This window comes from Janibacter cremeus, assembly GCF_013409205.1.
Lineage (GTDB): Bacteria > Actinomycetota > Actinomycetes > Actinomycetales > Dermatophilaceae > Janibacter > Janibacter cremeus.
On sequence record NZ_JACCAE010000001.1, the window covers coordinates 922,574 to 945,216 of the forward strand.

Here is a 22,643-nt window from a genome sequence, read left to right on the forward strand (position 1 = left end):
TGTCGTTGAAGATTGTCGATTGCGGGGCGGTCAGGGGAGGGAAGCTGTCAGGCCGCCGTCGACGAGAATCGTTTGCCCTGTCACGTAGGAGGCGGCCTCGGACGCCAAGAAGCCGACGAGCGCAGCGAACTCCTCAACCCGGCCATAGCGACCCATGGGGATCGAGCCCTCGGACGCGGCCCGGACCTCCTCGGCAGTCCGCCCGGTGCGCTCAGCGCCCGCAAGGTCAAGTTGCCGTACGCGGTCGGTGTCGACGCGGCCAGGGGCCACGACATTCACCGTCACGTTGTCTGCGGCAAGATCGATGGCCAAGTCCTTGACCAGCCCATTGAGCGCGGGCCGGAAAGTGTTGGACAGCGTCAGGTTGGGGATCGGCCGTCGGACGCTGGATGAGCCGATCAGGATGATGCGACCACCGCCGAGGGCGCGCATGTCGGGCAGCACTTCCCGAACGCACCGCACGAAACTCATCAACGTCAGCTGATAGGCCGTCTCCCAACTCTCGTCAGCCAAGGCCTCGAAGCCTCCTGCAGGAGGCCCACCCGCGTTGGCGACCAGGACCGAGATGGGGCCCAGTTCGGTGCGGACACGTTCCACAGCCTCGTGGAGCTGTTCGGGATCGGAAACGTCCGCGGCCACGCCGAGGGAACGTGTATGGGCCGCGAGTGTGCTCGCCGCGGCCTCCGCGCTCTCCGCACTCCGGGCGCAGAGCGCCACGTCATGACCGTCTTCAGCCAGCCTACTGGCGCATCCATATCCAAGACCCTTGCTGCCAGCCAGCACCAAGGCGGTCGAGCGGGTGGTGGTGGTGAAACTCATAAGATGACCTGCCTCACGTTGGGTATGCGAGACACAGTATCTAGTACTCAAGAACTGTCAATGGGGTGAAGACTTACGAGAAGAGAGCTGGCCCGCGGAAACCTTCGGTGGACTCCGCCGTTGTTTCGTTGGTGGATGGGCGTGCACTGGGGCGTGCTCCGGTGAAGGTCTGCCGCGTGCCGGGTCTGATGGAGGCTCTCATTCCACGGAAGGATGAGAGTCATGGCAGCACCAAGGAAGTACCCCGAGGAGCTTCGGGAACGGGCGATCCGGATGGCGGTCGATCTGCGGCGTGACCCGGCCACGAGGAGCGGTGCTCTTCGTCGGGTCGGTGAGCAGCTGGGGATCAACCCTGAGACGCTGCGGAACTGGGTCTCCCAGGCCGAGATCGACCAGGGTCACCGCCCCGGCGTCACCACGGCCGAGGGTCAGCGCATCGCCCAGCTTGAACGTGAGAACAAGGAGCTGCGGCGAGCGAATGAGATCTTGCGGACGGCCTCGGCGTTTTTCGCCGCGGCGGAGCTCGACCGCAAGCTGAAGTGACTACGGCGGTGCTGGTCGACTACATCGACCAGCACCGCGACCGGTTCGGGGTCGAGCCGATCTGCACCGTCCTTCGCAGGGCGGGGATGCAGATCGCCCCGAGCAGCTATTACGCCGCCAAGACCAGACCGCCGTCGGCCAGAGCGGTGGCCGACCGGCGGCACCTGGAAGTGCTCCAGCGGGTGCACGCGGAGAACTACGGCGTCTACGGGGTCCGGAAGATGCACGCCGAGCTCAACCGGCGCGGTCATCGGATCGCCAGGTGCACCGTGCACCGGCTGATGCGAGCCGACGGGCTGCGCGGAATCAGTCGGGCCAAGGGTCCGCGCACCACCATCGCCGGCGCCGGTCCGGATACCCGCCCCGACCTGCTCGACCGCGACTTCAAGGCGCCCGCACCAAACCGGGTCTGGGTCGCGGACATCACCTACTGCCGCACCTTCGCCGGCTGGGTCTACGCGGCCTTTGTCATCGACGTCTACTCCCGCCGGGTGGTGGGCTGGCAACTGTCGAAGAGTCTGCGCACCGACCTGGCGCTGGACGCCCTCGAGATGGGCTTGTGGACCCGCGACCACGCCGGCCAGGACACCACCGGTGTGATCGCACATTCGGACAAGGGAGTGCAGTACCTCGCGGTGCGCTACACCCAGCGGCTGGCCGAGGCCGGCGCCGTAGCGTCGGTCGGATCCACCGGTAACAGCTACGACTGTGAGAGTCTCAATCACCATCAGGCGGCCTGACTCTTGCTTACGACTGACCCCGAAGTCTGGGTGTCCTGGCTGTTGATCTGTCGTCCGCTTGGTGGTGCACCACCACATGGTGCTGGCCGGGCGGGCGTGACCTCATAGGAGCCTGATTCAGCAGTCTCATCACAGTCCCGTCCACCCGACCGGCCAGCGTCACTCGCCCTGTCCCTGGTCTGGTTGGAGCAAGTACTGATGAGCATGCAACAGGTCCCCGCACACCGTCGAGTCGTCATCGGCGTCGACACCCACAAACACGTCCACGTCGCCGTCGCGATCGACGAGCTCGGCGCCACCTTGGGCAATCGCTCATTCGCAGCCGATACAGGCGGCTACCTCGAATTGATCGACTGGGCACTGGCCTTCGGCGGCAAGCCCACTTTCGGCATCGAGGGAACCGGCTCTTACGGCGCCGGTCTGGCTAGCGCGGTGCGCCGCCGCGATATCGGCGCTATAGAGGTCGTGCGTACTGACCGGCGCGATAGGCGCCTGCGGGGCAAGTCCGACTCCATCGACGCTGAGAACGCTGCCCGCGCTGTTTTGGCCGGGCAGGCCACCGCGATCCCGAAGACCGCCGACGGCACCGTGGAGATGATCCGCCAGGTCAAGGTGGCCAAGGACATCGCGGTCAAGGCACGCACTGCGGCGATGATCAGCCTCAAGCAGGTCATCGTCAACGCTCCACCGCAGCTGCGTGAGGATCTGCAGCCGCTGTCGAAGATGGCGCTGATCAACCGGTGCGCCGCACTGCGACCCGGCCAGGTCACCACGATCCTGTCGTCCTCGAAGTACACCCTGCGTGCGATCGCTCGACGGTGGCAGCACCTGAACGAGGAGATCAGCGGCCACGAGAAGGTCCTGGAACAGCTGACCACCCAGGTGGCGCCGGACCTGACCGCAGCGTTCGCGGTTGGTCCCGACACGGCAGCTGAGATGCTCATCGTCGCTGGCGACAACCCTGAGCGGATTCGCTCCGAGCCGGCCTTCGCACGACTGTGCGGCGTCGCCCCGATCCCGGCCTCCTCCGGTATGACCAACCGACACAGGCTCAACCGCGGCGGCCACAGGCAAGCAAACGCCGCCCTCTATCGCGTCGTGATCGTGCGGATGCAACACCACGAGCCGACGAAGGCCTACGTTGCTCGGCGCACCGCGGAGGGCAAGACCAAAGCCGAGATCATCCGATGCCTGAAACGACTCCTCGCCCGCGAACTCTGGGCCGCAATGCGACCCCTGCGCCAGCCCCGCGAAGCATCACCCGAAGCCGCTTGACAGATATAGGAGCATCAACGCGCTGGCCGAGGCGTTCAACTCGCTGTTCAAGGCCGATCTGGTCCGCAACAAGGGCCCCTGGAAGAACATCGACGACCTCGAGATCGCGGTCGCTGAGTACATCGACTGGTTCAACTATCGACGCCTCCACGGCGAGATCGGACTCGTCCCACCGGTCGAGTTCGAAGAGCAGCACTACCGGCACAACCCCGTAGCGACTACCGTCGCTACGTCAGTTCAGAGTCTCCACTGAACCCGGCACGCGACACTGCGGATGACATCGATCTGGGACTCGTGCAGCCTGCCCTGCCGCAGCGCGGAGTCAGCGAGGATGCCCACGTCGAGCGGGTCGAGGCACCGGGCCGCGTGCTCGATGAGCAACGCCGGGGAGGCCACCGGCAGGTCCTCCGGCCACACCCGGTGCCATCCGTGCCCGACATAGGAGTCCGGGAGGTCGACCCGACGTCGACCATGGACGTGGGTACCGGAGCCCGGGGGAAGCCACAGCCCGTGGTGCTCGGCCGCCGTGAGGCACGTGGGCCGCAGCCCGTGGCGGAGAGCCTCGACCACCACGTCGTCCTCGGAGCGGGAGGCGAAGAATCGCCCCGCCCGCCTCAGCGTCCCGGCATCCACCAGCGTGTCGATCGTGCGGCGTGAGTAGCGTTCGCCACGCAGCTGCCGGTAGGTGTAGAGCATCGCCCCAGCCCACCCGCACTCCGCCGACCGATCTGCGGTTCGCACCGATCTGGGGACGACCCGACCACAGGTTCGCGGCTTGTGGACAGGATCCGTGTGCACAAGAGGGACTCCCGGTTACCGACACCCCAAAGTTCTCGGGGGTTGTGCACCAGGAGTCCCTCCTGTGCCCGCTCAGTTCGGGACGACGGTGACCGGGCCGAGCCCGAGCTCGGTGACCTCGTCCTTGTAGAGCGAGGCGTCGCCCACGACGACGACCGTCCACTCGTGGGTGACCTGCTCGCGCCAGGCTCGGCTGAGGTCGTCCGCGGTCAGCCGACGCATGGCCGCGATCGTGTCGCTGGTGAAGGTCAGCGGCAGCTCGTCACCCGCCAGTCCCGCGGTCTCGTCGGCGATGGCGTCCGCGGTGTCGTAGCGACCCGGGGCGGTGAGGGTCATGAAGTCGACGCCGGCGCGGGTCTCCTCCTCGGTGAAGCCCTCCTGCGCACCAGCGAGGATCTCCTCGAGCAGACGGAGGGAGTCGACGGTCGAGTCGGCACGCACGGACCCGGCGACGGTGAACGCCGAGCCGACCTGGCGGGGACGAAAGCCGGAGCGGATGCCGTAGGTGTACCCCTTCTCCTCGCGCAGCACCTGGTCGATGCGGGCATTGGGGGCGCCACCCATGACGTAGGCCAGCACGGGGAAGGGGGCCCACCCGGACTCGACACGTCGGTCCGGGCCGGGAGCGCCGATGAGGATCTCCGACTGCACCGAGCCGGGACGGTCGACCAGGACGACGCGGGCGGCATCGGCAGCGCGCGGGGCCGGCTCACGGTCGACCGGCCGGGCACGACCCGAGGTCGTCCAGGCACCCAGGGTCGAGCCGAGCAGCTCCTCGACGTCGATCCCGGTGAGGTCGCCGGCCACGACGACGGTCGTCCCCTCGGGGTGGACGTGGGCGGCATGGAAGTCGACGACGTCCTGCCGGGTCACGTCGGCGACGGTCTCGGCCTGACCACCACCGGGACGCGACGCGCGGATGGTGGGGTCGTAGTAGGTCCTCGCCCACTCCTTGAAGGCGCGACGACCGGCCGAGGCCCGCTCCTGCTCGATCTCGGCCAGGCGGGTGCGCACGATGCGCGAGACCTCCGTCTGCTCGAAGACCGGCTCGCTGACGCACTCGGTGAGCAGCTCCAGCGCCTGGCCCAGGAAGCGCTGCGGCACGTCGAGGTCGACACCGAGCGAGGCCTCGCTCATGCCGGCACCGAGGGCGATGCCACGACGCTCGAGCAGCTCCGACAGCTCACGCTGGCCGTGCGTGCGGGTGCCCTCGTCGAGCAGTCGCGCCATGACCCAGGCGACGCCCTCCTTGGACCCCGGCTCGTGGCGCAGCGCGACCGGGACGGTCAGGCGCACGGAGATGACGTACTGGCCGGGGACGTCGTGCACGAGGGCACCGATGCCGTTGGGCAGCGTGAGCTCACGCGGCTGGGGGAAGGACCACTCCCCCGGCGCGGTGACCTGCGGACGTGGGACCGTGGGCGTGCTCATGCTGCCTCCTCCTGCTGCTCGGCGGCTCGGTAGACGACGGCGGCTCGGTGCTGTGGGCGCAGCCACGCGTCCGCGGCGGCGCGCACCTGCTCAGCGGTGATCCTCTCGAGCCGGTCGAGGAAGGTGTTGATGTAGCCGGGGTCGTCGTGCAGGCACGTGTAGTGGCTGATCAGGTCGGCACGCTCGTCCTTGTCGGCCAGTGCCGACAGCCACGCCCGCTCGGCCTGGGCCCGGACCGCTTCCATCTGCTCGGGCGTCGGGCCGGCATCGGCGAAGGCGCTCAGCTGCGCGCACACCTGCTCCTCCAGCTCCTGGGTGTCCACGCCGTCCGCGACGTCGACGATCACCAGGCCGAGGGAGACCCCGTCGACGAAGCCCATCGCCCCGACGTCGATGGCATTGGCCCGCTGCTCCTCACGCACGAGGCGCTGCTCCAGCGGGGAGAAGCTGAGCCCGCCGAGGCAGTCCAGGGCCATCGACGAGGCGAGGAACTGATCACGGGTGTCGCCCCCTTCGGCAGGCAGACGGAAGGCGAGGTGGATGCGGTCGTTGGGCACGTCGTCGACGATCTCCTCGCGGGCCGGCTCCGGCAGGGGACGGAGGGGGTCGACCGGCCCCCTTCGCGGCTCGGCCCGGTGCTCGATGTGGCCGAAGTAGCGCTCGGCCAGCTCCAGCCCACGCTCCGCGGTGACGTCCCCGACGATCGTCAGGACCGTGTTGCCCGGGGCGTAGTGCCGGCGGAAGAAGTCGTGCACGTCCGCCACCGTCGCGGCGTCGAGGTCGGCCATCGAGCCGATCGTCGGGTGGTGGTACGGGTGCCCCTCGGGGAAGACGGTCGCGTAGATCCGCGTCATCGCCTGGCCGTAGGGCTGATTGTCGTAGCGCTGCCGCTTCTCCTCCTTGACGACGTCGCGCTGGTTGTCGAGGTTGTCCTGGGTCACGGCCGCCAAGAGGTTGGCGTGCCGGTCGGCCTCGAGCCACAGCGCGAGCTCGAGCGCGCCCGAGGGGATCGTCTCGAAGTAGGTCGTGCGGTCGAACCACGTCGTCGCATTGAGCCGACCGCCGACACCCATGAGTGCCTGGAAGTGCTCACCGTTGGCGACGTTCTCGCTCCCCTGGAACATCAGGTGCTCGAAGAGGTGGGCGAAACCGGTCGCCCCCGCCTCCTCGTGCCGGGAGCCGACGCCCACCCACATGTTGACCGTGACGGTGGGTGTCGTGGCGTCGGGCTGCACGATGACGCGCAGTCCGTTGGTCAGGGTGTGGTCCTCGAAAGGGAAGTCCAGAGCCATGCCCGCAGCCTACGACGCGTTGCGCTCGGACTCCTCGTCGTCATCATCCGCCCGGTCCGACAGGTCCGGGTAGGCGCTCGGCCCCAGGTCCTGCATCGCCGTGCGCGCGAAGACCTGCTGGAAGGTCGAGACCCGCTCGTTGCGGTTGTCCCCGACGAAGGTGATGATCCAGTTCAGCAGCGTGGAGATGCGGTTCTTGAAGCCGACCATGGCCATGAGGTGCACGGCCAGCCACGCCAGCCAGGCGAGGAACCCGGTGAAGTTGATCCTGCCGATGCTGGCGACGGCCGAGTACTTCGAGATCGTGGCCATGGAGCCCTTGTCCCGGTACCTGAAGGCGCCCTGCTCCTCCTTGCCCTCGAGCCGGCGCACGATGGCACGACCCGCGTAGCGCCCACCCTGGATGGCCAGCTGTGCGACACCCGGGTAGCCCTTGAGGTTGACCATGTCGCCGACGACGAAGATCTCGGGGTGGCCGGGGACCGTCAGGTCGTCCTCGACGTGCAGGCGCCCGGCGCGGTCGACCTCGCTGCCGGTCTGCTCGGCGAGCATGGCCCCCAGGGGCGAGGCGGCGACGCCGGCCGCCCACACCTTCGTCATCGTCTCGATGGTCCGGTGGCTGCCGTCGGGGTCCTTGACCTGGATCCCGTACTGGTCGACGTCGGTCACCATCGCATCGAGCTGGACCTCGACGCCCTGCTTCTCCAGGCTCCGTTGTGCCTTGACGCTGAGCCGGTCACCGAAGCTCGGGAGGACCTTCGGGGCCGCGTCGACGAGGATGACGTGGGCCTCGCCCGGGTCGATCTGGCGGAACTCGTCGGCCAGGGTGCGCTGGGCCAGCTCCGCGATCTGGCCGGCCATCTCCACCCCGGTGGGTCCGGCACCGACGACGACGAAGGTGAGCAGCCGTCGGCGCTGGTCGGGGTCGGTGGACGTCTCGGCGAGCTCGAAGGAGCCGAAGATGCGCCCGCGCAGCTCCAGTGCGTCGTCGATGCTCTTCATCCCCGGCGCGAAGCGGGAGAAGTGGTTGTTGCCGAAGTAGGACTGGCCTGCCCCGGCGGCCACGATCAGGCTGTCGTAGTGCGTGACCGTGTGCTGGTTGAGCGACTCGGAGTGCACGGCCCTGGACTCGACATCGATGTCCGTGACGTCACCGAGGATGACCCGCACGTTGCGTTGGCGCTGGACGATGTCACGGGTCGTCGGAGCGATGTCGCCCTCGGAGAGGATGCCGGTGGCCACCTGGTACAGCAGGGGCTGGAAGAGGTGGTGGCTGGTCTTGGAGATCAGCGTGACCTCGACATCCTTGTTGCCCAGCTCCTTGGCGGCGAAGAGACCGCCGAAGCCGGATCCGATGATGACGACATGGTGCTTGCCAGAGTTAGCGCTCACCCGTCCATTCTGCCGCTCGGAGCGGCCCGAGCACCAATTCAGGGACAGTGATCTCCCCGACCCTGAGCAGCCACCTGCACGGGGCCACGTCACCGCAGTGGGTGCGAAGCGTCGTCGTCCCGAGGCAAGCGAAGAGGCCCCCGAACCATTGGTTCGGGAGCCTCTTCAGGTGGTAGCGGGGGCAGGATTTGAACCTGCGACCTCCGGGTTATGAGCCCGGCGAGCTACCGAACTGCTCCACCCCGCGTCGTTGCAGTAGCAACTCTACGTGAACCTGCGGGGAGCGCCAAATCAGTTGCCCTCCAAGTCTGCCGACCCCCCTGAGGGCTGAGCGGCAGCGGCGTCCTCGAGGTACTTCTTCAGCTCCTTCTGCGCCTTGTCGTAGGCGGCGAAGTCGCCCTTCTTCAGCGCCTCCTGGCCATCCGCGTAGGCCTTCTCCATGCCGGCGATGGCCTCGCGCAGGGCCTTCGGGTCGTTCGCGGCGGGAGGCGTCGGCTCGTCATTGCCGTCGTCGGCGCCGTCGCCGTCGCCCCCTTCGTCCTCGGACCCGGGCACGGTGGGCTCGCCCTCCTCGGCCGGCGTGGAGTCGCCGCCCTCGACACCGGCATCGCCCTCGAAGAGCTGGTCCAGCGCCGAGTCGAGCGTCTGGCCCCAGGCGACCTTGCCGCCGAAGGTGGCCACGACGATCCGCAGCTGCGGGTACGAGGTCCCCGAGGAGGAGGAGAGGTAGATCGGCTCCACGTGCAGGAAGCCCTCCCCGACCGGCAGGGCCAGCTGGTTGCCGAAGTGCACCTGCGAGCCACCGCGGTTGGCGTTGTTGAGGTAGTCCTGCAGGGTCTGGGTGCCATCTCCGGAGGTGGCGTTGGAGGAGACGATGTCGTTCTGCACCTGCCCGACGCCGGGCACGGTCGTGTTGCGTGGCACGGAGAGCAGCCGCAGCTGCCCGTACCCCTTGGCAGGGTCGCCACCGGTCGCGCCGGCATCGGCGTCGACGGCCAGATACCCGGCCATGACGTTGCGCGAACCACGCGGGATGTAGGTCGAGGTGAGCGACCACGAGGGCTTGTCCTGCGTGGGCATCGCCAGCGACAGGTAGTACGGCGGCTGGGCCACGCCGTCATCACCGCGCGACGGGTCGTCCGGCACCCGCCAGCGGTCCTGACCGGCGCGGAAGTCGCTCGCGGAGGTCACGTGGTAGTCCGCGAGCACGGCGCGCTGCATCAGGAAGAGGTCCTCCGGATACCGCAGGTGCGACATCAACTCGCTGCCGATGTCGCTGCGGTCCTGCATCAGATCGGGGAAGGCCTTGTCCCACGCCTGGATGATCGGGTCGTCCTCGTCCCACTTGTAGAGGTCGACGCTCCCGTCGAAGGCGTCCACGGTCGCCTTGACCGAGTTGCGCATGTAGTTGACCCGGTCCCCGATGAGTGCGCTCGCCTGCTGCGTCTCGCGCGAGGAAACCTGCCCCGTCTGCACACCGGACATCGAGAAGGCGGTGCTGTACGGGTACTGCCGCGAGGTCGTGTAGCCGTCGACGATCCACTTCACGCGGCCGTCGACGATCGCCGGGTAGACGTCGTCGTCGAGCGTCAGCCACGGCGCCACCCGCTCCACCCGCTCCATGGGCTTGCGGTGCTCGAGCAGTCGGGAGCTGGGCCCGACGGCGTCGGAGAGCATGAACTTCAGGTCCCGCTGGGTCAGCGCGTACGCCGCCTGACGAAGGGGGGAGCCGATGTCCACTCCCCCGTCACCCTGGTAGGTGTAGCGGGTGTCGTCCCCACCGGTTGGCTTGTCGACCTCGCGCGGCTCCTGGGAGTCGCTGCGCCCGACGATCGAGAAGTGGTCCATCTCCTCGCCGAAGTAGATGCGCGGCTCGTACTCACCGATCGCCGACTGCGGGTTGATCCACTCCGGGTTGCCGGCCCGCACCTGGGTGCCGCGAGCCATGACGAGGCCGTAGCCGTGCGTGTAGACCGTGTGGTCGTTGACCCAGTCACGCCGGTCGGCGGGGACGTTGCTCAGGTCGAGCTCGCGTGCGCCGACGACGACGTCCGTGGTCTCCCCGTCGATCTCGTAGCGGTCGACGTCCAGCTCGTCCTGGAAGGTGTAGTACGGCTGCTGCGCCTGCAGCTCCTGGTAGGTCTGGCTGACGACCGAGGGGTCGAGCAGCCGGATGCCCGGGATGGACTGGGCGTCCTCGCGCAGCTGGCCGGTCGACACGTCGGAGACCGCGTCGTAGGTCGACTCCTTCGCGTCGGTCACCCCGTGGGCATCGCGGGTGGCGTTGATGTTGCGCTGGAGGTAGGGCTCCTCGAGCGAGTTGCGCGAGGGCGAGACCTTGTACGTCTCCACCAGGGCCGGGTAGATCGCCCCGACGACGATGGAGAGGACGACGAGCGTGCCGACCGCGATCATCGGCAGCCGCCATGAGCGCGAGCGCACCGAGGCCAGGAAGAGCACGGCGCACAGCACCGCCGCGACCGCGAGGATGTACTTCGTCGGGATGATCGCATGGTCCGCGGTGTACCCGACACCGGTGAGCACCTCGCCCTCCCGCGTGGTCAGACCGTGCGCGTCGAGCAGGTAGCTCCATGCGCGCAGCAGCGCGAGCACCGCGGCGATGATCGCCAGGTGGAGGAAGGCCGCCCGCGAGGAGCGTCCACGACCCGGCGGGACGATGCCACCGTAGATGTAGTGCGCGAAGACCGCGCTGAGCAGGCTCGCGAGCAGGGCGACAGTGAGGAAGCCGACGAGGAAGCCCCACCAGGGCAGCCCGAAGAGGTAGTAGCTGATGTCCCGCCCGAACTGCGGGTCGGTGACACCGGTCGCCTCGCCGTTGCGCCACAGCAGCCATGCCTGCCACTGGCCCGCGGCGGTGAGCCCACCGAGGAGCCCGAGCACGGCAGGCAGCACCCACGCGGTCACCTTGCGGAAGGGCTCGATGGCCTGGCGGTACTGCGCCAGCGCCTGCTCGCCGGCTGACATCGGCACGGTGAGCGGCCGCGTGCGATAGGCGAGCCACAGGCTCACCCCGATCGGCAGCCCGGTGACCAGGGCACCGCCGATGAAGAGCAGGGCCTGCGTGCGCAGGCGTGACCACCACGCGCCGGAGAAGCCCAGGGAGGAGAACCACAGCGACTCGGTCCACAGGCTCGCGATGATGCTGACGATGATGAGCACCACGGCGATCGAGAGGGCCACCTTCGCCACCCTGCCCGGGCCACGCCTGGGTGGGGTCCCGTCGTGGTCGCGGGGCGGCACCGCGCCCCCTTCGTCACCGCCGTGCGGCCAACTCGCGCTGCTCATGGTGGGGACACCGTACCCAGCCGTCCTGACAGCACGTAAGGCAGCATGGTCCCCGTGCCCGACTCGTCATCAGAAAACACCCCCACGACCGAACCCCTGGCCGTCGCCGCGCTCGAGACCGAGCGTCATGTCGCGATCTCCGGCTGGGACCAGAACCCGCGGATCTTCGCGCTCGTCGACACCGCCACGCTCGTCGAGGCCGAGCCCCAACTCGCCCTCGACGATGCCGCCGACCGCGCTCCCGGTGCGCTGACCGCGATCGAGCAGGAGGACCTGCCGCAGACCTCCTCGCTGGAGTCGCTGCTCGGCCGGATGGCTTGGCCGGAGACCGTGCACGGCGCGGCCCTGGCCATCGAACGCGTCGTCATCCCCCCGGGCGCCGAGCGTGACCTGCCGCAGGACGCTGAAGACGCCCTGGCTGCGCTCTCAGAGCACCCGCAGCGCGAGGACGTCCGCCTGCTCGTCGCCGTCCACCGGGACGGTCGCGCGGTGTGCCTGCTGCGTCAGCGCGCCAACGACCGGGACGACCGCGTCGCCACCGGCGAGGACATCGCCCCCGGGTTGGTGCACGCGCTGCGCGCGACCTTCGAGGACTGAGCCCGTGAGGAGCTCGCGATGAACGACCCCGAGGCGTCGAACGAATGCATCGTCCTGGCTCGGGTGCCGGGCGAGACCCTCGAACCCGCCGACTTCGAGCTGCGCGGCGAGCAACTAGCCCTGACGGACCCGGGCGGGGACGTGACCGTCGCGGCGTCGACCTTCGGCCTCAACGCGGGCCTGCGGACCAGGTTGGGCACCGGTCACTCCACCACCCTGGGGCCGGCCATCGACCCCGGCGACACCCCGCGCAGCGATGCCATCGGCACCGTCACCGCCTCCGACCGCCCCGACATCCAGGTCGGAGACCTCGTCACGGGCCTCCTGCCCTGGGCACGCGTCAGCACGGTCGATGGCGGCGGGCTGCGAGTCCTGTCTCCGGACGCGGACCCCCTGCGCCACCTGACGATCCTCGGACACGTCGGCAAGACCGCCCACACAGCCCTGATGACCGTGGGACGGCTCCGCGCCGGAGAGACGGTCTGGATACCCGCCGCCGCCGGCGGGGTGGGAAGTTGTGCCGTGCAGATCGCGCTGCGGGCCGGCGCCCATGTCATCGCGAGCGCCGGGTCACCCGCCAAGCTGGACCACCTGCGCGACACTCTCGGCGTCGCCGACGTGTTCGACCGTCACGAGGACCTGGCCCAGGCACTCGAACGGCACGCGCCGGACGGGCTCGACGTCTACCTCGACCTGGTCGGCGGCGACTCCCTGCGCACCGGCCTGGAGATGCTGCGCGAGCACGGCCGTGCCGTGGTCGCCGGTCTGGCCGGGGCAGCGCCGACCAGACCGATCCTCCAGGACTCCGCCGAGCTCATCAGCCGCCGGATCAGCATGATCGGGATGTCCGTGACCGATTACCCGCACGCGCAGTCCGACCTGGAGGCCTTCGTGGAGCACCACGAGGAGCGGCGCCCGTTCGTTGCCAGCGCCACCACCCACCACGGACTCGCCGAGATGCCCCGGGCCTTCTGTGCGCTGTTCTCCAGCGAGGTGATCGGCCGCGGCGTGGTCGACCTCCGCAATGAGCCCGGGCCGGCGACTCCCGGCCCTCGCAGCTAGTCCTTCGCGGCTTGGCGGTCCTCGCACGTCGGCAGATCCGAGGTCTCCCCCTTCGCGATGGACTCGACGGCGGTGACGGCCTCGTCGTAGGTCTCCACGGCCACCACGCCCAGCTCGTCCGGCACGTGGCCGACCACGTCGGAGCAGTTGGCATCCGGTGCGAGGAACCAGTCAGCGCCCCCCTCGTGGGCGCCGACCATCTTCTGCGCGATGCCACCGATCGGCCCGACCTTGCCGGAGTCGGAGATCGTGCCCGTCCCCGCGACGGACTCCCCCTTCGTCATGGCTCCGGGGGTGAGCCGGTCGCGCACGGCGAGCGCGAACATCATGCCGGCGCTCGGCCCGCCGACGTGGCCGGCGTCGATCCGCACCTCGAAGGGGTAGTCGTACTTCGGCTCGAGGACGACGCCGATGCCGGCGCGGTCGTTGCCGATGTCGGCCGCCTGAAGCGTCACGCTCTTCTTGCTGCCGTCACGACGGACCACGAGGGTGACCTCGTCACCGACCTCGCGGTCGCCGATCGCGTCGACGAGCTCCTCGAGGCTGCCGGGACGCTCGCCGTCGACGGAGAGGACGACGTCCTCCAGCTGCAGTGCGCCGTCCGCGGGCATCCCCTTGGCGACCCGGGCGACCACGTTCTCCTGGCCGACCTTCTTGTCGAGGCTGCGCAGTGCGACGGCGATGGAGGTGTGCTGCGAGCCTTCCATGAGGGCGCTGTTGAGCTCCTCGACCTCTTCGGCGCTGCGGTCCTCACCGAAGACGCTCTCCTCCGGCACGACCCGCGAGTCGGAGTCCAGGTGCCCGGAGACCCACTCCCAGACGCTGATGTGACGATCCGGACCGCCGAGGATGCGCACGGTCGTGAAGTAGAGATGGCCATCGGTCGGGTAGGTCTTCGCACCCTCGACCCTGACCAGCTGGGTGCCGTCGTCGAGGTCACCGAGGGTGTCGGTCACCGGCCCGGGGCTCTCCACCGCGTACGGCACCTTGATGAAGCTGCCGAGGAGCGAGACGATGAGGAAGAGCACCGCGACGACGAGGACGTGGCGGGCGATTCGCTCACTCCGTGGTGGCTGGGACGATTCGTCCAGCACGCGACCTCCTAGGTCCGGGAACCATCCGGCACCACTCGTGGTTGGGTCTAAAGGACAGCACATCCTCTCAGGAAGAGAGCACCGTAGTGAGCAACGATCCCAGCACCCCTTCCGGTTCCTCCGGAGACGACGGGCTGCCGGAGGACCTTGCCCGGGTCTTCCGCGACCTCAACGGCGGTCGGGACCTCCCCCCGGAGGTCGTCGACCAGCTCAAGGCACTCGGCATCACCGATGCCGACCCGGCGCAGGTGGCGGCGATGACCTCCCAGATCCAGGCGATGTTCGCCCCCGGGGCCCAGGCGAAAGGGGTCGACGTCACCAAGGCGACGTCGGCAGCCCGCGAGGCGGTCACCGAGTCGGACCATGCCATGGGCGAGCGCGAGCTCGGCCTGGTCGAGCAGGCCACCCGACTGGCGGCGCTGTGGCTGGACCAGGTGACATCGCTCGAGGCCCCCGCCCTCACCGGCCGGGCGCTCTCCCGACAGGAGTGGGTCGAGGCGACGATGCCCGTGTGGGCCTCCCTCGTCGACCCCATCGCCGACGGTCTGGCCGCCGCGATCCGTGACTCCTTCACCTCGCGGATGAACGGCCCGGGAGCCCCCGACCTGCAGGCCCTGGGGATGCCGCCGGGCATGGACCTGTCCATGCTCAGCCAGCAGATGGCCCCCTTCGTCGACCGGATGGCCTCCACGCTGATCACAGGGCAGACCGCCCAGGCCGTCGGTGCCCTGGCCTCCGACACCCTGACCGCGACCGAGGCCGGCGTACCGCTGGTCACCGACGTGGTGGCGCTGCTGCCGGGCAATGTCGCCGGTTTCGCCGACGGACTCGACGTGGACCTCGACGAGGTGTGGCTGCACCTGGCCACGCGGGAGTCGGCCCGGATGCGGCTCTTCACGGCCGTGCCGTGGCTGGGCCCGCAGATCCTGGCCGCCGTGCAGGCCTACGCGCGCGGGATCGCCATCGACACCGACGCGATCGACGCCGCCGTGCGCGAGGTCGACCCGTCCGACCCCGGCGCGATCCAGGAGGCGCTCACCGGTGGCTTCCTCAACCCGACGCCCTCGCCCGCCCAGCGCAGCGCCCTCACCCAGCTCGAGACCTGGCTGGCCCTGGCCGAGGGCTGGGTCGAGCACGTATCGGTCCAGGCGACGAAGAACCAGCTGCCGACCACCTCCGCGATGACCGAGACGATCCGCCGCCGTCGGGCCACCGGCGGCCCCGCGGAGAAGACCTTCGCCGGTCTGGTCGGGCTGGAGCTGCGACCGCGCCGGCTGCGCGATGCGGCCAGCCTCTTCGCCGCGCTCGAGGAGCGCGTCGGGGCTCAGGGCCGCGACGGCGTGTGGGCGCACCCCGATGTCGCGCCGAGCGCCGCCGACCTGGATGACGTCCTCGGCTTCGTCGAGCGAACGGCCGCCGGCGAGTCCTCCGCGAGCGAGGACCTCGACGCAGCGCTCGAGTCGATCCTGCGCGAGGCCGATGAGCGCGGAGACTCCTCGGGCGGGGACGAGGACGACTCCGAGCGATGACCCACGCGGAGCTCGCGGACGACCTGCGCGGCCTGCTGACCACGTGGCCGGCCCCGACGGCCGGGCAGGAGGCGCTGCGGGTCGAGTACCTCGCACACCTCGACGCGCACGAGGCCGCGACCGCCAAGACCGGTCCCCCGACACACTTCACCGCGTCCTGCCTCGTGGTCGACGCGGGCGCCGAGCACGTGCTGCTGACCCTGCACCCGAAGGTGGGTCGCTGGCTGCAGTTCGGTGGGCACCTCGAGAAGGACGACAGCTCCGTCGCCGCGGGCGCCCTGCGTGAGGCCCTCGAGGAGTCGGGGCTGACCGCGGCAACCCTGCAGCTGCGTCCGGGCCTGGCCCAGCTGGACCGGCACGCGCTCGGCTCGGGCTTCACCCGGTGCACCGAGCACCTCGACCTGCGCTGGATCGCCACCGCCGCGGACGGCGCCGAACCGGTCGTCTCCGACGAGTCGGATGACGTTGCGTGGTGGCCGGTCGATGCGCTGCCGGAGGACATGGACGACTCGCTCCGCTCGCTCGTGGAGCTCGCCGGCCGGGTCTGAGCCCGGCACCGTTGCCGGGGGTGTGGACAACCGGGCGGGCCACCCCACGAACTGCGCCACAGTGGTCATCCACCACCGACCCCGGCACCCGAGCGAGACGACGATGAACCCACCCGGCCCCACGCCGTACCTGCGACCACTGCGCCGACCGGACGGCAGCGTGCAGCTCGGGCTGGGCGCGCGTGCGGTCCGGCTGCTGGGTCTCACCGATGCCGAGCTCCGGTGGCTCACGGGACTGGACCCCACCCGCGCCCTCACCGAGGCCCTCTCCACGGCGGCCCTCGAGGGCATCGACCCCGCCCGCGCGACCGGGATCCTCGACCGACTCGTCACCGGTGACGTGCTGCACCCGACGACCACCGAGCCACCGCAGGTCGCCGTCGTCGGCTCCGGCGCACTGCCGGCGCTGCTCGTCGACAGCCTGCGGCAGAGCGATCGGGTCCTCACCTCCCGCGTGCGCCCCGGGGGTGAGGACGCCGGACCCACCGACCTGGCCGTGGTCGTCAGCGCGGCGCCACCGGCCCCGGAGTCGGTCCGCCCGTGGCTCGCGGCACGGGTCCCGGTGCTGCCGGTGTGGTGCCTGCCCGAGCAGGCGAGCATCGGCCCCCTTCTGCTGCCGGAGCACGGTCCCTGCCTGCACTGCCTCGACCTCACGCGGGCCGAGGTCGACCCGGGCTGGCCGTGGTTGAGCGCCCAGCTGACCCGCGCCGGCATCACCGGACCCGAGTCGGTCGACGCCCTCCCGGCGGTCCGCCTCCTGGCCGCCGGGCTGACGACGACGCTCGTCCTCGACCACGTCGACGGCCGCCTGACCTCGCGCGAGTGGTCCTTCGAGGTCGCCACCCCGGGTCCCACGCTCGAGCGGCACCTGTGGCCGACCCATCCGGGGTGCAGCCAGTGCGCTCGCCCGCCACTGCAGGCCGTCCCGACACCCACGGACGAAGGGGGGTCCAGCCCCGGCACAGGTGGGACCGACACAATGGTCGGGTGAGCGAGATCCCCCGAGGAGCCGCCGGCCGGGCCGCGCGGCTCGCATCACTGCCGCTCGGCCACGCCGGGCGCAGCGCCCGAGGGCTGGGCCGACGTCTGGGCGGGACACCCGCGGACGTGGTCAACGAGGACATCCAGCGACGCACGGCCGAGCAGCTTTTCGCCGTGCTCGGCTCCCTCAAGGGCGGCGCGATGAAGGTCGGGCAGGCCCTCTCCGTCCTCGAGGCCGCCCTGCCCGAGGAGTACGTCGAGCCCTACCGCGAGATGCTCGTGCGGCTGCAGGACGCAGCGCCACCGATGCCCATCGAGGAGGTCCACTCCGTCCTCGTCCGCGACCTCGGCCCCGGCTGGCGCGAGCGGCTGGAGATCGAGGACCGTCCCGTCGCGGCCGCATCGATCGGCCAGGTGCACCGCGGTGTCACCGCCGACGGTCAGGTCATCGCCGTGAAGGTCCAGTACCCCGGGGCCGACAAGGCCCTGCGCAGCGACCTGCACCAGATCGCCCGGCTGGCACGCGTTGCCACGACGTGGATGCCCGCGATGGACATCAAGCCGGTGACCGACGAGCTGCTCGCCGCCGCGGACGAGGAGCTCGACTACGGCCTCGAGGCCGCCAATCAGCGCGCCTTCGCTGCCGCCTATCGCGACGACCCGGAGATGGCCGTCCCCGACGTCGTCCTGCAGAGCCGACACGTCCTCGTCAGCGAGTGGCTCGAGGGCGCACCGCTGAGCCAGGTCATCCGCGAGGGGGACCAGGACGTGCGCGACCGGATCGGCCAGCTGTACCTGGACTTCCTGCTCTCCGGGCCAGAGCGGGTGGGCCTGCTCCACTCCGACCCGCACCCGGGCAACTTCCGCCTCACCCCCGACGGGCGGCTCGGCGTCATCGACTACGGGGCAGTCACCCGGTTGCCCGAGGGATTCCCGCCCATGATCGGCACCTTGGTGCGCAAGGCACTGGCCGGCGATGCCCAAGGCATCGTGGAGGGTCTACGCGCCGAGGGCTTCATCCGCCCGCGGGTCAAGGTCGACGCCGAGGACATACTCGCCTACATCCTGCCGGTGATCGAGCCGCTGCGGACGCCGACGCACTCCTTCACCCGCGAGTGGCTGCGCTCGGCCACCACGGGCCTGACCGACCTGAGGGCACCGGAGTTCTCGACCGGTCTGCAGCTGAACCTGCCCCGCGAGTACGCGATGATCCACCGCGTCTTCATCGGCTCCACCGGAGTGCTCGCCCAGCTCGGTGCGACCATCCCGGCCCGTGGCTCGATGGAGCGCTACCTGCCCGGCTTCGCCGAGGAGTAAGGCCCGTCGGGCAGCGGGGTCGAGGTACTAGCGCGCGTCCTGACGCCCGTCGATACATCAACCCAGCCGGAGCTCAGGCCTTGGCCGCCTTGGCCTGCGCCTTCGCGGCCTTCTTGAAGTCCCGGACCTCCTGCAGCGAGCCCTCGTCGGTGACGTCGGCGACGGAGCGACGTGAGCCCTCCTGCGCGTAGGGACCGATCGCCTCACGCCAGCCCTCGGGGCGCACGCCGAGCTGCTTGCCGAGCAGGGCGGCGAAGATGCGCGCCTTCTGGTCGCCGAAGCCCGGAAGCGCCTTCAGACGCTTGAGCAGCTCCTTCGTGTCCGCGGCGGTGGTCCAGATCGCGGTGACGTCCCCGTCGTACTCGTCGCGCACGACGGCGGCGACGGCCTGGATGCGCCCGGCCATCGAGCGGCCGTAACGGTGCACGGCCGGCGGCGTCGCGCACAGGTCGGCGAAGGCCTCGGGCTCGGCCGCGGCGATCTCACCCGGGTCGAGCGTGCCGAAACGCTCCTTGACCTTGGCCGGGCCGGCGAAGGCCCGCTCCATCGGGAACTGCTGGTCGAGGAGCATCCCGACGACCACGGCGAAGGGGTCGGACGACAGCAGCTCGTCGGCGGCCTCGTCCTGGGCTATGCGCAGCTGGGGAGACATGCCCTCAGCCTGCCATGGCCGTGGGCAGCCTGATGCGAGAGAGTTGTCCAGCAGACCGCCCGGACCGCGGACGTTCCCCGGCGGCATCGGCCACCCGAGGACGCAAGGAGCACCACATGACCGTGCAGATCGACCTCAACGCCGATCTCGGCGAGGGATTCGGCCGGTGGCCCCTGGGTGACGACGACGCCCTGCTGGGGATCGTCACCAGCGCCAACGTGGCGTGCGGCTTCCACGCCGGCGACCCGAGCGTGCTGCGCCGGGTCTGCGACCGCGCCGCGGAGAACGGTGTGGCCATCGGCGCCCAGGTCGGCTACCGGGACCTGGCCGGCTTCGGTCGGCGCTTCATCGACGTCGCCCCCGATGAGCTGACCCAGGACGTGATCTACCAGATCGGTGCGCTGGAAGCCTTCGCCCGGGTGGCCGGCACGAGGGTGCGCTACGTCAAGCCACACGGCGCGCTGTACCATGCGCTCTTCCACCACGAGGAGCAGGCGGCGGCGGTCGTCGCTGCGGTGCACGCCTACGACCCGACGCTGCCGGTCCTGGGACTACCCGGCTCCCTGTGGCTGCGACGGGCCGGCGAGGCGGGCCTGGCGACGGTCAAGGAGGCCTTCGTCGACCGCAACTACACCCCCGAGGGCACGCTGGTCCCGCGGGGCGAGTCGGATGCCACGCTGACGGACCCGGAGGCGATCGCCCGGCGCTGTGTCGGCATCGCCACGACCGGTCGACTCGAAGCCGTCGACGGTACCGAGGTGACCACCGGGGCGGACTCCCTGTGCGTCCACGGTGACACCGACGGCGCGGTCCAGGTCGCCCGCGCGGTGCGAGCTGCCCTCGACGAGGGCGGCATCACGGTCCGGGCGTTCACGCACGAGGGACCGCCCCGGTGAGGCTCCTGCCCTGCGGCGACGTCGGCCTGCTCGTCGAGCTGACCGACCTCGACGAGGTGCTCGCGATGCACGCCGAGCTCGACCGGGCTCCGCCCGAGGGCGTCGTCGACATGGTCCCGGCGGCACGCACGCTGCTGCTGACCATCGACCCGAGCGTCACCACGGCCACGTCCGTGGCCGAGGTCGTGCGCGGCACCACCCTGCGCCCCGGCGCGCGCCGCCACACCGGCGACATCGAGGTGCCGGTCACCTACGACGGACCCGATCTGGCCGAGGTCGCCTCCCTGACCGGGATGAGCGAGCGCGAGGTCATCACGGCCCACACCGAGCAGGAGTGGACGGTCGCCTTCTGCGGCTTCGCGCCGGGCTTCGGCTACATGGTCCGCCCCGACGAACGGCTCAACGTCCCCCGGCGCACGGACCCGCGCACCAAGGTCCCGCCGGGCTCGGTCGCGCTCGCCGGTGGTTTCAGCAGCGTCTACCCGCGCGAGTCCCCCGGCGGCTGGCAGTTGATCGGCCGCACGGACGTCGTCCCGTGGGACCTCACCCGTGACCCGCCCGCCCTTTTCTCCCCGGGGGTCCGGGTGCGATTCGTGGCGCTCTGATGGGCCGGCTGGAAGTCCTCGCGACCGGGGCCCTCGCCACCATCCAGGACGAAGGGCGGCCCGGCCTGGCCGGTCTCGGCGTCGGCGTGAGCGGCGCAGCCGACCTGCGCAGCCTGCGACTGGCCAACCGACTCATCGGCAACGAGCCGGGCGCCGCCGCGATCGAAGCGACCTTCGGCGGGCTCGCCCTGCGTGCCCTGGCCGACGTCGACATCGCCCTGACCGGTGCCCCGACCCCGGCGACGGTCGACGGCGTGCCCGTCGGGATCAACGCTCCCGTCCACGTCCCGGCCGGTGCCGAGGTGTGGCTGTCACCCCCTTCGTCAGGGGTGCGCACCTACGTCGCCGTACGCGGCGGGATCGACGTGCCCGCCGCGCTCGGCTCGCGGGCGACCGACGTCATGTCCGGCATCGGCCCCGACGTCCTGGCACCCGGCACGGTGCTGGCGGTCGGGCCCTGGTCGACCGACTGGCCGGGTGTCGACGTGGCGGCGGTGGCGACCCCGACCGGTGGCGACCTCGACCTGCGCGTCGTCCCCGGGCCGCGCCACGACTGGTTCGTCGCCGAGGCGCTGGAGGTACTCACCGGCAGTCACTACGAGGTGAGCGCCGACAGCAACCGCGTGGGTATGCGGCTGGCCGGGCCTGTGCTGCAGCGCTCCCGCGACGATGAGCTGCCGAGCGAAGGTGTCGTCCGCGGCTCGCTGCAGGTACCGCCGACCGGGCAGCCGACCCTCTTCCTGGCCGACCACCCGGTCACCGGCGGCTACCCCGTCATCGGTGTCGTGCTGTCCGCGGACGTCGACCTCGCCGCGCAGGCCCGACCGGGGCAGCGGCTGCGGTTGACGCTCGACTCCGGCCCTCGTCACCCCCTGGGACAACGGTAGGCCCCACCCGGATTCGGATGGGGCCTACCTGTCCCCGCCCACTCGGGCGGTCTCGGTGCTCATCGCACGCCGAGGTGAGCGGGACGCGGGACCTCGCGCTGCTGGCGCAGCAGGTGCTCCTGGACGTCGGGGACGTACTGCAGGGGCCGGTCGGTGCGACGCAGTCGGGGCAGCTTCAGGTGCTTCATGGTGGTTCCTCCTCTCACGGATCTCGCTCAGGCGGGGATCGGGTGCTTGCGGGGACGGCCGCGCGGCCGCTTGCGCGGGATGACGCGGCCGGCGTCGAAGAGCTCGCCGCCCCAGACACCCCACGGCTCGCGACGCTCGAGAGCGCCTTCGAGGCAGATGGAGCGGAAGGGGCAGTCTCCGCAGAGCTCCTTGGCGTACTCGACGCCTGCGGGGGTCTCGGCGAACCAGATCTCGGGCTCTTCGGCCATACACGGGGTCGTCGGTGTCGCTCTGGTGGTCATGGTCGTCACGTCGGGGTCTCCTGGGTGAACGCGTGGCGGGTGCTGGTCAGCGGTGGGACACGACAAAGGCCGCGGATCCCGGTGTGTGGGATGCCGCGGCCTGAAGCAGAAGGACCGAAAGGTTCGTCGTCTAGACGAGAGGTCCAGCAGGGTGCGGATCCGACACGAGGGCAGGGGTCGGCTCGATACCGCGGATGCGGTCACGAGCGGACAGGACGCCGGCGGTACCACCGAAGAAGTGATCGGTGGCGCTCGCGAGGGCAGCGTCGAATGCCGTGGTGATCATCGTGATGTTCTCCATGACTTCTGCCCTCCTCTCGTGCGGTGCGCTCCTGAAGGAACGCTGGGCGCTCCCGACTGACAAGAACCAACCTAGAACACATCGTGGGAGCGCGCCACCGAATTAATT

24 protein-coding genes, 1 tRNA gene and 1 other annotated feature are annotated in these 22,643 nt (G+C 70.2%); of the genes, 13 read left to right on the top strand and 12 right to left on the bottom strand.

Features of this window, described 5'->3' with window-relative positions; genetic code table 11:
• Window positions 1–30: 30 nt before the first annotated feature.
• Entirely contained in the window at window positions 31–819 is a 789-nt protein-coding gene (locus BJY20_RS04215) for an SDR family oxidoreductase (protein ID WP_185990387.1), read from the bottom strand.
• 222 nt (window positions 820–1,041) lie between these two features.
• Between BJY20_RS04215 and BJY20_RS04220 the strand changes: the two genes are divergently transcribed.
• From BJY20_RS04220 to BJY20_RS16600, 4 genes are all read left to right on the top strand, one after another.
• Window positions 1,042–1,362, top strand: coding sequence for a transposase (locus tag BJY20_RS04220; protein WP_185990388.1), 321 nt, complete (start codon window positions 1,042–1,044; stop codon window positions 1,360–1,362).
• Window positions 1,320–1,463 (top strand) — a sequence feature (AL1L pseudoknot). It overlaps the preceding gene by 43 nt.
• Window positions 1,371–2,102 (top strand): IS3 family transposase, encoded by a 732-nt coding sequence (locus BJY20_RS04225; protein WP_185990389.1) that lies wholly within the window; start codon window positions 1,371–1,373, stop codon window positions 2,100–2,102. It overlaps the preceding feature by 93 nt.
• A 198-nt stretch (window positions 2,103–2,300) precedes the next feature.
• On the top strand, window positions 2,301–3,377 hold the full coding sequence (locus tag BJY20_RS04230) for an IS110 family RNA-guided transposase (protein ID WP_221935240.1): 1,077 nt from the start codon (window positions 2,301–2,303) through the stop codon (window positions 3,375–3,377).
• A gap of 22 nt (window positions 3,378–3,399) precedes the next feature.
• Window positions 3,400–3,630 carry an IS3 family transposase gene (locus BJY20_RS16600; protein WP_221935459.1) on the top strand — a complete coding sequence of 77 codons (231 nt, stop codon included), beginning with the start codon at window positions 3,400–3,402 and terminating at the stop codon, window positions 3,628–3,630.
• Here the strand turns inward: BJY20_RS16600 and BJY20_RS04240 are convergent.
• The 6 genes from BJY20_RS04240 to BJY20_RS04265 all read right to left on the bottom strand — a co-directional run bounded on the left by BJY20_RS04240 (window position 3,615) and on the right by BJY20_RS04265 (window position 11,596).
• The gene (locus BJY20_RS04240; RefSeq protein ID WP_185990390.1) at window positions 3,615–4,073 is read right to left on the bottom strand and encodes a hypothetical protein; all 459 of its coding nucleotides are present in this window, start codon (window positions 4,071–4,073) and stop codon (window positions 3,615–3,617) included. The genes BJY20_RS16600 and BJY20_RS04240 overlap by 16 nt on opposite strands.
• 174 nt (window positions 4,074–4,247) lie before the next feature.
• Window positions 4,248–5,606, bottom strand: a complete 1,359-nt coding sequence (locus tag BJY20_RS04245) for a M16 family metallopeptidase (protein WP_185990391.1) — start codon at window positions 5,604–5,606, stop codon at window positions 4,248–4,250.
• On the bottom strand, window positions 5,603–6,898 hold the full coding sequence (locus BJY20_RS04250; RefSeq protein ID WP_185990392.1) for a M16 family metallopeptidase: 1,296 nt from the start codon (window positions 6,896–6,898) through the stop codon (window positions 5,603–5,605). Before BJY20_RS04250 ends, BJY20_RS04245 begins: the two co-directional genes overlap by 4 nt.
• A gap of 9 nt (window positions 6,899–6,907) precedes the next feature.
• On the bottom strand, window positions 6,908–8,290 hold the full coding sequence (locus BJY20_RS04255; protein WP_185990393.1) for an FAD-dependent oxidoreductase: 1,383 nt from the start codon (window positions 8,288–8,290) through the stop codon (window positions 6,908–6,910).
• A 170-nt stretch (window positions 8,291–8,460) separates the two neighbouring features.
• Window positions 8,461–8,537 (bottom strand) — tRNA-Met (locus tag BJY20_RS04260).
• 44 nt (window positions 8,538–8,581) lie between these two features.
• The gene (locus BJY20_RS04265) at window positions 8,582–11,596 is read right to left on the bottom strand and encodes a UPF0182 family membrane protein (RefSeq protein ID WP_185990394.1); all 3,015 of its coding nucleotides are present in this window, start codon (window positions 11,594–11,596) and stop codon (window positions 8,582–8,584) included.
• 45 nt (window positions 11,597–11,641) lie between these two features.
• On the opposite strand from BJY20_RS04265, the gene BJY20_RS04270 reads away from it, so the two are divergent.
• Both BJY20_RS04270 and BJY20_RS04275 read left to right on the top strand, forming a co-directional pair.
• Window positions 11,642–12,193, top strand: a complete 552-nt coding sequence (locus BJY20_RS04270; protein WP_185990395.1) for a PPA1309 family protein — start codon at window positions 11,642–11,644, stop codon at window positions 12,191–12,193.
• Between the two features lie 18 nt (window positions 12,194–12,211).
• On the top strand, window positions 12,212–13,255 hold the full coding sequence (locus tag BJY20_RS04275) for an MDR family NADP-dependent oxidoreductase (RefSeq protein ID WP_185990396.1): 1,044 nt from the start codon (window positions 12,212–12,214) through the stop codon (window positions 13,253–13,255).
• Here the strand turns inward: BJY20_RS04275 and BJY20_RS04280 are convergent.
• Entirely contained in the window at window positions 13,252–14,349 is a 1,098-nt protein-coding gene (locus tag BJY20_RS04280) for a PDZ domain-containing protein (protein ID WP_185990397.1), read from the bottom strand. The two genes, BJY20_RS04275 and BJY20_RS04280, sit on opposite strands and share 4 nt — an antisense overlap.
• A gap of 86 nt (window positions 14,350–14,435) precedes the next feature.
• Here BJY20_RS04280 and BJY20_RS04285 point away from each other — a divergent pair, with 86 nt between their 5' ends.
• From BJY20_RS04285 to BJY20_RS04300, 4 genes are all read left to right on the top strand, one after another.
• On the top strand, window positions 14,436–15,878 hold the full coding sequence (locus tag BJY20_RS04285) for a zinc-dependent metalloprotease (protein ID WP_185990398.1): 1,443 nt from the start codon (window positions 14,436–14,438) through the stop codon (window positions 15,876–15,878).
• Window positions 15,875–16,426 carry an NUDIX hydrolase gene (locus BJY20_RS04290; RefSeq protein ID WP_185990399.1) on the top strand — a complete coding sequence of 184 codons (552 nt, stop codon included), beginning with the start codon at window positions 15,875–15,877 and terminating at the stop codon, window positions 16,424–16,426. Before BJY20_RS04285 ends, BJY20_RS04290 begins: the two co-directional genes overlap by 4 nt.
• A gap of 103 nt (window positions 16,427–16,529) precedes the next feature.
• The gene (locus BJY20_RS04295; protein ID WP_185990400.1) at window positions 16,530–17,417 is read left to right on the top strand and encodes a hypothetical protein; all 888 of its coding nucleotides are present in this window, start codon (window positions 16,530–16,532) and stop codon (window positions 17,415–17,417) included.
• Window positions 17,414–18,724 (top strand): AarF/UbiB family protein, encoded by a 1,311-nt coding sequence (locus tag BJY20_RS04300; RefSeq protein ID WP_185990401.1) that lies wholly within the window; start codon window positions 17,414–17,416, stop codon window positions 18,722–18,724. Before BJY20_RS04295 ends, BJY20_RS04300 begins: the two co-directional genes overlap by 4 nt.
• Window positions 18,725–18,797: 73 nt before the next feature.
• Here the strand turns inward: BJY20_RS04300 and BJY20_RS04305 are convergent, their stop codons facing one another.
• Entirely contained in the window at window positions 18,798–19,376 is a 579-nt protein-coding gene (locus BJY20_RS04305) for an HhH-GPD-type base excision DNA repair protein (RefSeq protein WP_185990402.1), read from the bottom strand.
• A 116-nt stretch (window positions 19,377–19,492) separates the two neighbouring features.
• Here BJY20_RS04305 and BJY20_RS04310 point away from each other — a divergent pair, with 116 nt between their 5' ends.
• Genes BJY20_RS04310 through BJY20_RS04320 form a run of 3 tightly spaced genes read left to right on the top strand, consistent with a single transcriptional unit; the run spans window position 19,493 to window position 21,764 of the window.
• Window positions 19,493–20,272, top strand: a complete 780-nt coding sequence (locus tag BJY20_RS04310) for a LamB/YcsF family protein (RefSeq protein WP_185990403.1) — start codon at window positions 19,493–19,495, stop codon at window positions 20,270–20,272.
• Window positions 20,269–20,877: a carboxyltransferase domain-containing protein gene (locus BJY20_RS04315; RefSeq protein ID WP_185990404.1), complete on the top strand. Its 609-nt coding sequence runs from the start codon at window positions 20,269–20,271 to the stop codon at window positions 20,875–20,877. Before BJY20_RS04310 ends, BJY20_RS04315 begins: the two co-directional genes overlap by 4 nt.
• The gene (locus BJY20_RS04320; protein ID WP_185990405.1) at window positions 20,877–21,764 is read left to right on the top strand and encodes a 5-oxoprolinase subunit C family protein; all 888 of its coding nucleotides are present in this window, start codon (window positions 20,877–20,879) and stop codon (window positions 21,762–21,764) included. Before BJY20_RS04315 ends, BJY20_RS04320 begins: the two co-directional genes overlap by 1 nt.
• A gap of 59 nt (window positions 21,765–21,823) precedes the next feature.
• Here BJY20_RS04320 and BJY20_RS16275 read toward each other — a convergent pair whose 3' ends face one another.
• From BJY20_RS16275 to BJY20_RS04330, 3 genes are all read right to left on the bottom strand, one after another.
• Complete coding sequence (locus tag BJY20_RS16275; protein WP_281366015.1) at window positions 21,824–21,952, bottom strand: hypothetical protein; 129 nt, start codon at window positions 21,950–21,952, stop codon at window positions 21,824–21,826.
• 27 nt (window positions 21,953–21,979) lie between these two features.
• Entirely contained in the window at window positions 21,980–22,234 is a 255-nt protein-coding gene (locus BJY20_RS04325; protein ID WP_185990406.1) for a WhiB family transcriptional regulator, read from the bottom strand.
• Window positions 22,235–22,364: 130 nt separating this feature from the next.
• Window positions 22,365–22,535: a hypothetical protein gene (locus BJY20_RS04330; protein WP_185990407.1), complete on the bottom strand. Its 171-nt coding sequence runs from the start codon at window positions 22,533–22,535 to the stop codon at window positions 22,365–22,367.
• Between the last annotated feature and the right edge of the window lie 108 nt (window positions 22,536–22,643).